We start from the raw sequence: 13,620 nt of genomic DNA, 5'->3' as shown, positions 1-13,620 counted from the left end.
ATGTTGCGCCTCTTTTGCTGTTGCGGATGAGCCGCGTTCCTGCGAACCGGCCGCGATACCGAGGAACCGATGGCGTTAACCCTTGATCTTTGCCCCTCGTGCATCCAACTAACACTGGAAGGCCGTGGTGCCGAATTCTGTGCTGTAAAACTCCCGTCACAAACGGAGGTAGGCGGAACGACCCACGGTCGTTAATATGAGATTCGCGGTTGGCTCAATTAGCGGCCGCGACATGAAAGGTTGGACAATGGCCAAAATATCCAAGGCTCCCAGCGACGGCGTCTTCGCAGTCCTCCCACTGCGCGACATCGTGGTGTTCCCGCACATGATCGTTCCGCTCTTCGTCGGGCGTGAAAAGTCGATCAAGGCGCTGGAAGAGGTTATGGGTCAGGAAAAGCAGATCCTGCTTGCCACCCAGATGAATGCCGCCGATGACGATCCCGAGCCCGATGCGATCTTCGACATCGGCACGCTCGCCAATGTGCTGCAATTGCTGAAGCTGCCCGACGGCACCGTCAAGGTGCTGGTCGAAGGCGCTTCGCGTGCCAAAATCGTCTCGTTCACCGACCGTCCGGACTTCCACGAAGCCCGCGCTGCCGCGCTGGTCGAGCCGGAAGAGGAAGAGGTTGAGGTCGAGGCGCTCGCCCGTTCGGTCGTCACTGACTTCGAAAACTACGTCAAGCTGAACAAGAAGATCTCGCCCGAAGTGGTGGGCGCTGCCAGCCAGATCGACGACTATTCCAAGCTCGCCGATACGGTTGCTTCGCACCTCGCCATCAAGATCCCCGAGAAGCAGGAGATGTTGGCCACGCTTTCCGTCAAGGAACGGCTGGAAAAGGCGATGGGCTTCATGGAAGCCGAAATCTCCGTTCTGCAGGTGGAGAAGCGCATCCGCTCGCGCGTCAAGCGCCAGATGGAGAAGACGCAGCGCGAATACTACCTCAACGAGCAGATGAAGGCGATCCAGAAGGAGCTCGGCGAAGGCGAGGACGGCCGCGACGAGGCCGCCGAGATCGAGGCGCGCATCAAGAAGACGAAGCTCTCCAAGGAAGCCCGCGAAAAGGCGGAAGCCGAACTGAAGAAGCTGCGGACGATGTCGCCCATGTCGGCTGAATCGACCGTCGTGCGCAACTATCTCGACTGGATCCTGTCGATCCCGTGGGGCAAGAACTCCAAGGTCAAGCAGGACCTGGCGTTTGCACAGAACGTGCTCGACACCGATCATTTCGGTCTCGACAAGGTCAAGGACCGCATCGTCGAGTATCTTGCCGTGCAAAGCCGTCAGAAGAAGCTGAAGGGGCCGATCCTTTGCCTCGTCGGCCCTCCCGGCGTCGGCAAGACCTCGCTCGGCAAGTCGATCGCCAAGGCCACCGGCCGCGAGTTCATCCGCATGGCGCTGGGCGGCGTGCGTGACGAGGCCGAGATCCGTGGTCACCGCCGCACCTATATCGGCTCGATGCCCGGCAAGGTCATCCAGTCGATGAAGAAGGCCAAGAAGTCCAACCCGCTCTTCCTGCTCGACGAGATCGACAAGATGGGCCAGGACTTCCGCGGCGATCCGTCATCGGCCTTGCTCGAGGTGCTCGATCCCGAGCAGAACTCGACGTTCATGGACCATTACCTCGAGGTCGAATACGACCTGTCGAGCGTGATGTTCGTGACGACGGCGAACACGCTGAACATCCCTGCGCCCTTGATGGACCGCATGGAGATCATCCGTATCGCCGGCTACACCGAGGACGAGAAGATCGAGATCGCCAAGCGTCACCTGATGCCCAAGGTGATCCGCGACCACGCGCTGCAGCCGAAGGAATTCTCCGTCGGCGAGGACGCGATCCGCGGCATCATCCAGACCTACACCCGTGAAGCGGGCGTCAGAAGCCTGGAGCGCGAGCTGATGAAGCTCGGGCGCAAGGCGGTGACCGAGATCCTGAAGACGAAGAAGAAGACGGTGAGCATCACGGCGGCGAACCTCGCCGATTACCTCGGTGTTCCGCGCTTCCGCTTCGGTCAGGTCGAGGCTGACGATCAGGTCGGTGTCGTCACCGGTCTTGCCTGGACGGAAGTCGGCGGCGAGCTGCTGACGGTCGAAGGCGTCATGATGCCCGGCAAGGGCCGCATGACCGTGACCGGCAATCTGCGCGACGTGATGAAGGAATCGATCTCGGCTGCGGCCTCTTATGTCCGCTCGCGGGCTATCGATTTCGGCATCGAGCCGCCGCTGTTCGACAAGCGTGACATTCACGTTCACCTGCCGGAAGGCGCCACGCCGAAGGATGGACCATCTGCAGGTGCTGCCATGGCGACAGCCATTGTGTCTGTCATGACAGGTATTCCGGTCCGGGCCGATGTGGCGATGACTGGCGAGATAACGCTTCGTGGCCGCATCTTGCCGATCGGCGGCCTCAAGGAGAAGCTGCTCGCCGCATTGCGCGGCGGCATCAAGAAGGTGCTGATCCCGGAAGACAACGCCAAGGATCTGGCGGAGATTCCGGACAATGTGAAGAACGGCATGGAGATCATTCCGGTCTCACGCGTCGGCGAGGTTCTGAGACATGCGCTGGTGCGTATGCCGGAGCCGATCGAGTGGGTCGAGCCGGTCAATCCGCCGGCTGCGGCGGATACCGTTGACGATGCTGGAAAGTCGCTTGCACACTAGAGCGCCGCGCGTCCACTTGGACGCGCAAAGGACGCTCTAGCACTCTAGACTGGCGCATGGTCCTTTCCGAAAACCGACTGCGGTTTTCGGGGCCATGCGTTAGTTTTAGCTAAAGTTGCAGTGCACAAAGAGAGAGCCGGGCCTTGCGCCCGGCTTTTTCATGTGAAAAACCCACCTTTTCCGGGCTTTTTCCAACTTTTTTCCCGCTTTTCGACTTGGTTGCGGGAGCGCTTCTTTCTAAAGTCCGTTTCCTGCCGGATGAGTCGAAGATTTCCGGTTTTTCTCATGGAAGGGAATTTTTATGAACAAGAACGAACTGGTTTCCGCTGTCGCCGAATCCGCGAGCATTTCGAAGGGTGACGCACAGTCGGCGGTCGATGCGGTGTTCTCCGTCATCACTGGCGAACTGAAGAAGGGCGGCGATGTACGGCTCGTCGGCTTCGGAAATTTCACCGTCTCCAAGCGTGCGGCGTCGACTGGCCGCAACCCGCAGACTGGCGCGGAAGTGAAGATTCCGGCGCGTACCGTGCCGAAGTTCTCGGCCGGCAAGGGCCTCAAGGACGCGGTCAACTAAGACCATTTTTTCTTTTCAGAGAATGTTGAAAAGCCGGGTTCGCCCGGCTTTTCTTTTCCCTCACGATAAGGGGAGCTGGCAGGCCGTCAGCCCACCGGCGCATCCGCGCGCATAAGACCTTCCTGCTTGAGATCGGCCCAAAGGGCGGCCGGCAGCTTGGCGTCGAGCAGGGCGCGGTTGCTTTCGACTTCGCCTGGCCGCTGGCCGCCGGGGATGACCGACACCACGGACGGGTGCAGCAGCGGAAATTGCAGCGCCGCCTCGATCAGCCTGATGCCATGGCGCTTGCAGACCGCCTCGATGCGCCCGACGCGATCCATGACGTCCTGTGGCGCCTCGGAGTAATTGTAATAGGCGCCTGGCTTCGGCCCGGTCGCGAGTATGCCGGAATTGTAGGGCCCGCCGAGCACGATGCTGATGCCGCGCTGCTCACAGAGCGGCAGGAAGGATTGAAGCGCCTCCTGCTCGAGCAACGTGTAGCGGCCGGCCAGCAGGAACAGGTCGAAATCGCCGCGCTCGGCCAGCGTCTGGCAGACCTCCCATTCGTTGATGCCGCCGCCGAACGCCTTGATCACGCCCTGGTCACGCAGCGCCAGCAGTCCGTTATAGCCTGAGGCCATGAATTCCTCGATGCGCCGGTCTGACGCTTCCTTGCTGCCGTGGGTGAAGATGTCGAGGTCATGGACGAAAAGGATGTCGATGCGGTCGACGCCCAGCCGTTCCAGCGACGCCTCGAAAGAGCGCATGACACCGTCATAGCTGTAGTCGTAGACTTCGCGGCGCGTCGGCGTGTCGAAGAATTTGCCGATGCCGGTGCGTTCCTCCGGCGGGCAGGCGCGTAGCAGCCGGCCGACCTTGCTCGACAGCACATAGTCATCGCGCTTCCTGCCGCGCAGGAAGGCATTGAGCCGCGTTTCGGCCAGACCTAAGCCATAGAGCGGAGCGGTGTCGTAGTAGCGGCAGCCGGTCGCCCAGGCCGCCTCCAGCGTCGCATTGGCATCCTCGTCGGGGACGGCGCGGTAGAGGTTGCCAAGCGGCGCACTGCCGAAGCCAAGCTCGGTGAAGTCGATGCCGCCATTGCCGATGCGGTCGAAATGCCGTGTCTTCATGTCGCTTAAGATTTCCTGGATTGATTTGTCTGACATGACACTATCACGCCGCTGGCACAGCAAAAGCCGCGGCAGTGGTTGGACACGCATTTTCGCGGTGATAGCATGAATAAAAACAAGCCTTTCCCCGCAAAAGCGCAACCGGAATTCCCTGGCCAAACCCCTGGCGGATGAGACCCTGATGACGAATACCGGCTCGGATATGTTTGCCACCGCCCTGCAAGAGCTGGGCGCCGTGCTGGCGCGCGTCGACGAAGCCGGCATCGACACCGCTTGCGAAACGCTGGCCCGCGCGCAGAAGATCGTCGTCTATGGCTGCGGCCGCGAGGCCTTGCAGATCAAGGGTTTCGCTATGCGGCTCTATCACCTCGGGGTTGAGGTGTCGGTGGTCGGCGACATGAACACGCCACCCCTTGGCCCGGGTGACGTGTTCCTGGCCAGTTCCGGCCCGGGCGAGACCACGACCGTGCTCACCTTGATGCAGGTTGCCCGCCACGCCGGCGCGACGGTGCTGCTGCTCACCGCCGAGGCTGCGGGCAGTGCGACCGCGCTTGCCGACTTCACCTTGCTTATCCCGGCGCAGACCATGGCGCGTGACCAGGGGCCGCAAATGACGTCGGTATTGCCGATGGGCTCGGTCTTCGAAGGCGCGCTGTTCCTGCTGTTCGAGGTGATGGTGCTGAAGCTCAAGGGGCTTACCGGCCAGTCGTCCGAGGCCATGCGCGCTCGCCACACCAACATGGAGTAGGCGCGATGCGCTACGAATTGATGCTGCCGCACCAGATCCGCAAGGCAATCGCCGAGAACTGGCCGGTCGTGCTGCCGCTCGGCGTGCTCGAATATCACGGCGAACACATGGCCGTCGGCATGGACACGCTGGCTGTCATCAAGACGCTGGAGCTCTACGAAAAGCAGGCCGACATCGTCATCCTCCCGGCTTTTTACTACGGGGCGGCCAGCTATGCGGTGGCGGCACCCGAAGGCAGCGGCTCGGTGCAAGTCGGCGGCAATCAGCTGGCGCCGTTCGGCGAAGAGCTGTTCTACAGCCTGCTGCGCATCGGCTTTCGCAACATCCACGCCATCATCCACCACCAGACCGAGAATTTTGTCGCCGGGATGCCGACCGATCTCGCCTTCAAGACCGCCGGCCGCCAGGCGATCTTCCGCTTCCTTGAAAAGCAGCGCGGCGAGGGCTGGTGGGGCTCAAACGAGATGGCCGACTATTATGCTGGGCACGCCGCGGGCGAAAATTTCTTCAACTGGGTGCAGGTACATCCGCTGATGTCGGCCGCCATGAACGGCAAGTACCCGTTCGACCACGCCGGCATCGGCGAGACCTCGCTGATGCTGGCGCTGTGCCCGGAAGCGGTCGATGCCGGCCGTTTTGGCGAGAATACCGGGTGGTATACGGCGAGCGCCAAGGAGGCCTCGGCGGAGCTGGGGCAGAGGGGCGTTGCGATGATCCTCGATCACCTACGGGCGATATTGGGGCGTTAGGGGGTTCTTCCCTTCTCCCCTTGTGGGAGAAGGTGGCCGAGCGAAGCTCGGTCGGATGAGGGGTGTTCCAGGGAACGCCAACGTCTCACTCCGCTGGAGCACCCCTCATCCGTCTCGGCGCTGCGCGCCGATCCACCTTCTCCCACAAGGGGAGAAGGAAACGGCGCCCTACTTCACCGCCCCAGCCGTCATGCCCATGATCAAATACCGCTCCAGAGCAATCCCGATCACCGCCAGCGGCGCGATTGCCGCCGTAGCAAGCGCCGCCATTGACCACCAGTTGATGCCTTGCGAGCCGGTCTGGCTCGCCACCATCACCGGAATGGTCTTGGCGTCGGTCGAGGTCAGCAGCGCCGCGAAGAAATACTCGTTCCAGCACAGCACCATTGCCAGGATGAAGGCGGCGACCATGCCCGGCAGCGCGATCGGCATGACGATGCGCAGGAAGGCGCCCCAGATCGACAGGCCATCGACCAGGGCTGCTTCCTCCAGCTCGACGGGGATTGAGTTGAACTGGTCGCGCATGATCCAGATGACGATCGGCAGCACCATCAGCGTGTAGAGCAGGATCAGGCCGATGCGGGTGTCGAGCAGGCCGACCTCGCGGTAGAGCACCAGGAAGGGCAGGGCGAGCACCACCGGCGGCAGGATCAGCTGCGACAGGAAGAAGAAAGAAATGTCCTCGTTCTTGAACCAGGCGAACTGATAGCGATACCGGGTCAGCCCATAGGCGGCGAGACTGCCGATGACGATGGCGAGGCTCGACGCGCCGACCGAGGTGATGACCGAATTCATGAAGCGCTTGAAGAATTCCTCGCGCACCGTCGAGGTCTGGAAGATCGAATCCGGTGACAGGCCGAGCGAGCGCCAGCCCTTCCAGTCCGGCTGGAAGTCGACGAACGGGATGAGATGGCCCTGGGTGACGTCCACGGCCGTCTTGAACGAGGTCGAGATCGTCCAGTAGATCGGAAACAGGCAGATGAAGGCCCAGAACGCCAGCGCGCCATAGATGAACACGCGATTGGCCAGGAAGCCCACCGGCGAGCGGATTTCCGAAGCGACATAATCGGTGGTCTGGACGCTCATGCTCCCCCGTCAGTTCACGTTGCGCACGAAGCGGTTGGCGAATTTCAACAGCCAGGTCACGAACACGACGATGATGACGAGATAGGCCATCGCCAGCATGGTGCCGTAGCCGACATTCGAACGGTCGCGATATTCGCGGTAGATGAAGCTCGACACCGAATCCGTGGCGCCACCGGGCCCACCCGAGGTGACGGTGATGATGATGTCGGCAAGCTTCAGCTTGAAGATGATGCGCAGGATCATCGCCGTCACCGACACCGGCAGCATCAGCGGGAAGGTGACCTGCCAGAAAGTCTGCCAGGTCGTGGCGCCATCGACGCGCGCCGCCTCCAGCACGTCGCGCGACATCGCCTGCAGGCCGGCAAGCAGCATGATCATCATGAACGGGATGAAGGTCCAGGCGTCGAGCACCATGATCGAGATGCGGGCGGTGATCGGGTTGGAGAAGAAGGCGGGGTTTTCCCAGCCGAGATGGCGCGCCAGCGTCGCCGCCGGCCCGAAGCGATACTCCATCAGCGATTTGCCGATCATCCACGACACTGCGACCGGCGACAGCATCAGCGGCAACAGGAAGACGACACGGAAGAATTTGCGCGCCCGGATCTGCGCGTTGAGCAGCAGTGCCAGGCCGAAGGCAATGACATACTCGACCAGCACGGCGAGCACATAGAGCACCATGTTGAACAGCGCGTTGCGGTAGTAGGGATCGGCCAGCATCTGCCAGAAATTGTCGAGACCGTTGAATTTTCGCCCGGAGAAGGACGAGAGGTTCCAGTCGGTCAGCGCGATGTAGAAGCCGAACAGCGTCGGGAAGATCACCATGGCGATGGTGAACAGCAGCGCCGGGAGCAGGAACAGCGCGCGCTGGCCGTCCTCGCCGCGCGTCAGCACCTGGCCGACGCCGAGCGCCACGCCCCACAACACATAGGCGTAGACGATGGGGCGCCAGGTCTCGAAACCAAGCGTGGTGACTTCACTCTTGTAGAGGATCTCCAGCGCGATCACCGCCAGAAGGCCAAGCGTGGCGGCGGCCATCAGGGCAAAACCCGCCCGCTTGCGGCCTGGCGAGATCAGATCGGCTGGACCGGTGTTTGCCGGCCATGCATTGGTGGTCTGGTCAGCCACGCGTCCCCGTCCGTCTAAAAACTAAACTTGCGACCGGCCCGAGCCGGTCAGGTCCGGCGGCTTGCACCGCCGAACCTGTTGTCACCATAGGATAAGCCTACATGCCGAGCGAGGCCTTGTAGAGCTTGACCTGGTTTTCGCGGCCGATCTGGTCGGTCAGCTTCTCCCAGGCCGCGGCAATGGCGTCGGCGCCTTCCTGGGCCTTCATCTTGCCGGCGAATGTGTTGGCCAGAATGTCCTCGGCAGCGGAATAGTACTGGAAGATGCCGGGGATGCGCGGCTCGATCGCCGCGTTCGGGTGGTTGTAGCTGTCGGCTTCCGACTTGAGATACGAGGTGATGAACGCCTCGTCGTAGCCGGCCGCCACCCACTCCGGAATATCGAAATGGCTGTTGCGGTAAGGCTGGAAGCCCGAGGGATACGCTGCGCACCAAAGCGACAGGTCCTTGCCGCCGAGATGGGCTGCTGCCGACCAGGCTGCCTTTTTCTTCTTCTCGTCGCTATCGACGCGGGCCATGACATAGACGCCCCAGCCGAGATAGGCGCAGTTCGGCGCATAGTTCGGGCCGCTGGCGAGCTTGTCCCAGGCGCCTGTCTTCGAATTATAGACATCGTCAGAGCCTGGCAGGATCGAGAAGCCTGTGACGTCCCCGACGACCGAGGAGTCGTTAGTCTTCGCATTCGAGCCAGCATCTCCCCACCAAGCCAGCATCGAACCAGTGCCACCCAGGAATTGGGAGAAACAGGTCTGGTTCGGGTCGGCGTTGATTTGATCTTGCGGTTCGGAAGGCAGCGCGTCGATCACGTCCTGGATTGCCCGCACCCAGGCAGGGTTATTGACGCGCGGCTTCATCGTGTCGGCGTCGAACAGCCAGGCCTTGTCATCAGGGTGCTTGGCATAGGCACTGGCGCGGCTGCCGAGGAAATAGAAGCCGAAACCGCCCCAGGCCTTGGGCGCGTCGAGGTAGCCATACACGTCCTGGCCCTTCATCTGCTTGCCCTTGAGGAACTTGGTCACTGCCTGCACCTGCTGCCAGGTCTTCGGCACGCCCCATTCCGTCAGGCCCGCCTTGTCGCCGGTATCGGCTTTCCAGGCCGCTGCAAGATCAGAGTCGGAGAACACGTCGGTGCGGTAGTTGAAGTTGTGCGCGTCTCCGTCGACCGTCACGCGATATTGCTTGCCGTTCCAGGTGCCGACCGGCGGCTTCAGATAGGCCACCAGATCGTCCATATCGATCTGCTTCCTGACCCAGTCGGGCATCTCGGAGGTCAGGCCCTTGCCGCATACGTCGCCTTCGAAGGGAGCGCCCATCTCGACGATATCAAAGTCGATTGTGTTCGTTGCGATGGCCTGTTGCAGGCGCGGATTGTAGTCCGCCTGTGCAAGATCGATCCAGTTGATCTTGGCGCCCGTATAAGCCTCCCACGGCTTCAGGAAACCGCGGAAAAGCACATTGTGCAGGTTCTGGTTGTTGAGGCCCATGAAGGAGAGCTCGACGCCGGCGAATTCGCCTTCCTTGACGTTGGCCTTGGTGGCTTCGAGGCAGAGTTCGCCGACCTTCTGGAAGTCGGAATCCGTCGGCTGGCCCTTGCCGACGCCGGGGATCTGCAGGATTTTGGAGCGCAACTCGCTGGCGGCGGCAGCCGGGCGCGTGAAGGCGCCGAGCCCGGCGCCCGATGCTGCGGCGATTGCGGCCATCGAGGCCGCGCCTTTGAGAATGTCACGCCGGGTTGCACCCGCGCGGACGAGTTTTTCGTACAGACCGACTCTCATTTATTCCTCCCAGAACACAGTCGTGAATTGAAATGCCAATCCTCGGACGCCGAAACGTCGGCGGTTCTCCTTTATCATACGGGGACGTGGGACCCCACCCTGCGTCGCCTGAAGCTCCGATTTTCGGCAAAAAATCCGACTGTCGGACTGGCACTCGCCACTATTCGCGTAATCGATTACCTTGTCAACACGAATGCCTTTTTATCTATAAGATACTGACTTGCCCTTGCCGTTGGCAATGGCTAGCTTCACCGCGAGGAAAGGGGGGACGATGGCTCAAGTCACGATCAGCAATGTGGCCAAGGCGTTCGGAACCGTCAAGGTCCTGCACGATGTCAGCGTCGATATCGCCGATGGCCAGTTTGTGGTTCTGGTCGGTCCGTCGGGCTGCGGCAAGTCCACGCTGCTCAGAATGGTGGCGGGGCTGGAAACAGTTTCGGGCGGCACCATCGCCATCGGTGAGCGCATCGTCAACAATCTGCCGCCGGCCAAGCGCGACATCGCCATGGTGTTCCAGAACTATGCGCTCTATCCGCACAAGACGGTGGAGCAGAACATGGCCTTCGCGCTGAAGCTGCGCGGCACCGACCCGGCCGTGGTCGCCGAGCGGGTCAAGCGCGCCGCCGACATCCTCGACCTCAATCCCTACCTGAAGCGCTATCCGCGCCAGCTCTCCGGCGGCCAGCGCCAGCGCGTCGCCATGGGCCGCGCCATCGTGCGCAACCCGCAAGTGTTCCTGTTCGACGAGCCGCTGTCCAATCTAGACGCCAAGTTGCGCGTGCAGATGCGCACCGAGATCAAGGAACTGCACCAGCGGCTGAAGACCACCACCATCTACGTCACCCACGACCAGATCGAGGCCATGACCATGGCTGACAAGATCGTCGTCATGCGTGATGGCCGCATCGAGCAGGTCGGCGCGCCGCTGGAATTGTTCGACCGGCCGGCCAATCTGTTTGTCGCCGGCTTCATCGGCTCGCCGTCGATGAACCTGCTCAAGGGCGTGGTGCGGAAGGGCGACAAGGTCGAGATAGCGGGCACGCTGTTCCCGATCGCTGCCGGCAGCGCCGCCAAGGAGGGCCAGGCCGTCGTCTATGGCGTGCGGCCCGAGCATCTCGAAATACATCCCGACGGGGTGCCGGCGAAGATCTCGGTGGTGGAGCCGACCGGCTCCGAAACGCTGGTGTTCCTGCGCTTCGGTGACGGCGAGATGGTGGCGCTGTTTCGCGAGCGCCACGACTTCAAGCCGGGCGACATGCTCAATCTCAAGCCGCGCCTCGACCAGGTCCATCTCTTCGACGCCGAGACCGGCAACCGGCTCTGATTTTCCAACCGACTTTTGACCAAACCTGCTTGACGAGGACTGCCATGCTCAAAGGGATCAACCCGTTGCTGAACGCCGATGTGCTCCAGGCGCTCAGGGCCATGGGCCACGGCGACGATCTGATCATCGCCGACACCAATTTCCCCGCCGATTCGGTGGCGCGCCAGACCGTGCTCGGCAGACTGCTGCGCATCGATGCGCCGGCCGCCGACGTGGTCAAGGCGGTGCTGTCGCTCTATCCGCTGGACACCTTTGTGGACGACTCTGCCGCGCGCATGGAGATCGTCGGCAAGCCAGCCGAGATCCCTCCGGTGCAAAAAGAGGTGCAGAAACAGATTGATGCGGCCGAAGGCAAGGCCTGGCCGATGATTTCTGTCGAGCGCTACGCCTTCTACGAACGCGCCAAGAAGGCCTATTGCGTCATCCAGACCGGCGAGCGTCGCTTCTATGGCTGCTTTGCCTTCCGCAAGGGCGTCGTGCCGCCGGATGCGGAGTAGCCCGATGGCGTCCGGCAAGCCTGTCGTCATATTGGGCGTCTTTGTCGCCGACACCGCCTATCGCGCCGATCGCCAGCCGCGCATGGGCGAGACAATCCTTGGTAATTCCTTCAAGCTGGGGCCGGGCGGCAAAGGCTCGAACCAGGCTGTAGCGGCCGGCAAGCTTGGCGCCGACATCACCTTTCTGACGCGGCTCGGCGTCGATGCTTTCGCCGACATGGCCAAAGCGACCTGGAAAGATGCCGGCGTGAAATCAGCCGTCATCGACACGCCGCAGAGCTATACCGGTGCCGCCTATATCTTCATCGAGGAGACCACCGGCAACAACGCCATCATCGTCAGCCCAGGTGCGGCCATGCTCATCTCGCCCACCGACATCGAAGCCAATGCGGGCCTGATTGGCAGCGCCGGCGTCTTCGTCACCCAGGTCGAACAGCCGATCGACGCTGCACTGCGCGCCCTCGAGATCGCACGCGGGGCAGGGGTGACCACCATCCTCAACCCGGCGCCGGCGGCAAAGCTGCCAGACCGCATCTACACGCTTTGCGACTATGTCACGCCCAACGAGACCGAGGCCGAGGAACTGACCGGCATCAAGGTTGCCTCCATCGACGACGCCCGCCGCGCCGCCGACAGCCTGCTTGGGAAGGGCGTCGGCTCGGTCATCATCACGCTCGGCGAAAAAGGCGCGCTGCTGCATACGGCGAACCGTTCCGACCATGTTCCCGTGGTCAGTGCCGGCCCGGTGGTCGAAACCACCGGTGCAGGCGATGCCTTCAATGGCGGGCTGGCCGCAGCCCTCGCCAAAGGCGTGGAACCGTTGCAAGCGGTCCGCTTTGCTTGCGCCGTCGCCGGCATTTCGGTGACCCGGCCCGGCACGGCGCCGTCCATGCCGACGTTGCAGGAGGTCGAGGCGCTGCTGGCAAGGGGTTGAGGCCGCAGTTCTTGCACGGCCTCACCAGTCCCGATTGTCGTCTAGCCAGTATGCGCCAAGGCAGCCGAGTTGGCGCTGGAGGCCAAGCCGCCGCTTCGTGTCAAACGCCATCTGCGAACGTGTCCAGAGTGCGCTGTTCTCGTTCGATTTGGGCACGATGGTATATCCACTCGCGACCAGCTGCAGCCTCATTTCCTCGAAGTGCCTTTTGAAACCGTTCTCGATCCGGCTTTGCGGGTAGCGTCGTCCATGCAGGCATTCCTGGGCCAGAATGTCGGAATACATCTCGGCGCTGACCGTTCTCAACGCTTCTTCGGAGATCGGCTTATGGCTGTCCTCGGACCAACATCGCCCTGCCGACGCTACCAGCATCGCGGCCAACATGCCTGCCGACAACCTCTCCACTTTGGTCCCTTCCGACCAAGGTGGCACATTAGCAACAGGTAATGTAATTCGGCAAGCCCGTCTTGCGTCATCGACACAGGTGGCCCGTAATGGGTCAATAGGTCTGGCACCGCAATTGCACTGTCAGCAATGCCGGGGGCATCCATCGCTCCTGGCGAGCCGGGGGGCGATTGGGGCCCGCCGCTTCTCAAAATGAAGCGGTGGGCTCTTCAGCTGCCGATTTGAAAGCCGCCTGAATCGCCGAAACATTGGGTGCTGGGCCATTATGTATTTTCCGCAATTTCTGGTGGGCATGTTCGCAACGTCGTTCATCGTTGCGATCTGGGCCGACATGGCAACGGGCTCCGTCTGGAAGGCCCTCGGTTGGGCTGTTCTTGCAATGGCTATTCTTCAGCTTGGATACATCGGCCTCGTCGTCCGCCTGATCTACAGGCGGGAATCGGAAGGCGTCGAGGGAAATGGTGCGAGTGGGGCTCGAGCCCGCGACCTCCGGCGTGACAAGCCGGCACTCTAGAGCGGTTCACGACTTGATGGAATCGAAGGGGATTCCCGATTTGTCGGTTTTGTGATTCAAGATGCTGGCTGGAGTGGAGGCCAGCATCTGATGACCCGACCTCTTTCCAATGATCTTCGCGA

The 13,620-nt window shown here is 61.9% G+C and carries 12 protein-coding genes; 7 read left to right on the top strand and 5 right to left on the bottom strand.

What is annotated here, in order from left to right:
- The first annotated feature begins 247 nt into the window (after positions 1-247).
- Entirely contained in the window at positions 248-2,659 is a 2,412-nt protein-coding gene (gene lon, locus H0241_RS25855) for an endopeptidase La (RefSeq protein ID WP_181060672.1), read from the top strand.
- A 301-nt stretch (positions 2,660-2,960) separates the two neighbouring features.
- Complete coding sequence (locus H0241_RS25850) at positions 2,961-3,233, top strand: HU family DNA-binding protein (protein WP_112392385.1); 273 nt, start codon at positions 2,961-2,963, stop codon at positions 3,231-3,233.
- Between the two features lie 86 nt (positions 3,234-3,319).
- Here the strand turns inward: H0241_RS25850 and H0241_RS25845 are convergent, their stop codons facing one another.
- Entirely contained in the window at positions 3,320-4,342 is a 1,023-nt protein-coding gene (locus tag H0241_RS25845; RefSeq protein ID WP_181060804.1) for an aldo/keto reductase, read from the bottom strand.
- A gap of 181 nt (positions 4,343-4,523) precedes the next feature.
- Between H0241_RS25845 and H0241_RS25840 the strand changes: the two genes are divergently transcribed.
- Positions 4,524-5,090, top strand: coding sequence for an SIS domain-containing protein (locus H0241_RS25840; protein ID WP_181060671.1), 567 nt, complete (start codon positions 4,524-4,526; stop codon positions 5,088-5,090).
- A 5-nt stretch (positions 5,091-5,095) separates the two neighbouring features.
- Positions 5,096-5,839, top strand: a complete 744-nt coding sequence (locus H0241_RS25835) for a creatininase family protein (protein WP_181060670.1) — start codon at positions 5,096-5,098, stop codon at positions 5,837-5,839.
- Between the two features lie 168 nt (positions 5,840-6,007).
- Here the strand turns inward: H0241_RS25835 and H0241_RS25830 are convergent, their stop codons facing one another.
- From H0241_RS25830 to H0241_RS25820, 3 genes are all read right to left on the bottom strand, one after another.
- Positions 6,008-6,925: a carbohydrate ABC transporter permease gene (locus H0241_RS25830; protein ID WP_181060669.1), complete on the bottom strand. Its 918-nt coding sequence runs from the start codon at positions 6,923-6,925 to the stop codon at positions 6,008-6,010.
- Between the two features lie 9 nt (positions 6,926-6,934).
- Positions 6,935-8,050: a carbohydrate ABC transporter permease gene (locus H0241_RS25825; RefSeq protein WP_181060668.1), complete on the bottom strand. Its 1,116-nt coding sequence runs from the start codon at positions 8,048-8,050 to the stop codon at positions 6,935-6,937.
- 97 nt (positions 8,051-8,147) lie between these two features.
- The gene (locus H0241_RS25820) at positions 8,148-9,824 is read right to left on the bottom strand and encodes an ABC transporter substrate-binding protein (protein ID WP_181060667.1); all 1,677 of its coding nucleotides are present in this window, start codon (positions 9,822-9,824) and stop codon (positions 8,148-8,150) included.
- Positions 9,825-10,095: 271 nt separating this feature from the next.
- On the opposite strand from H0241_RS25820, the gene H0241_RS25815 reads away from it, so the two are divergent.
- Genes H0241_RS25815 through rbsK form a run of 3 tightly spaced genes read left to right on the top strand, consistent with a single transcriptional unit; the run spans position 10,096 to position 12,579 of the window.
- Positions 10,096-11,148, top strand: a complete 1,053-nt coding sequence (locus tag H0241_RS25815) for an ABC transporter ATP-binding protein (protein WP_181060666.1) — start codon at positions 10,096-10,098, stop codon at positions 11,146-11,148.
- A gap of 44 nt (positions 11,149-11,192) precedes the next feature.
- Entirely contained in the window at positions 11,193-11,645 is a 453-nt protein-coding gene (locus H0241_RS25810) for an RbsD/FucU family protein (protein WP_181060665.1), read from the top strand.
- Between the two features lie 4 nt (positions 11,646-11,649).
- On the top strand, positions 11,650-12,579 hold the full coding sequence (rbsK, locus tag H0241_RS25805; protein WP_181060664.1) for a ribokinase: 930 nt from the start codon (positions 11,650-11,652) through the stop codon (positions 12,577-12,579).
- A gap of 21 nt (positions 12,580-12,600) precedes the next feature.
- Here rbsK and H0241_RS25800 read toward each other — a convergent pair whose 3' ends face one another.
- On the bottom strand, positions 12,601-12,963 hold the full coding sequence (locus H0241_RS25800) for a hypothetical protein (protein ID WP_181060663.1): 363 nt from the start codon (positions 12,961-12,963) through the stop codon (positions 12,601-12,603).
- Positions 12,964-13,620 lie beyond the last annotated feature (657 nt).

It is taken from the genome of Mesorhizobium neociceri (genome assembly GCF_013520985.1).
Lineage (GTDB): Bacteria > Pseudomonadota > Alphaproteobacteria > Rhizobiales > Rhizobiaceae > Mesorhizobium > Mesorhizobium neociceri.
This window is presented reverse-complemented; position numbering and strand designations above follow the sequence as displayed.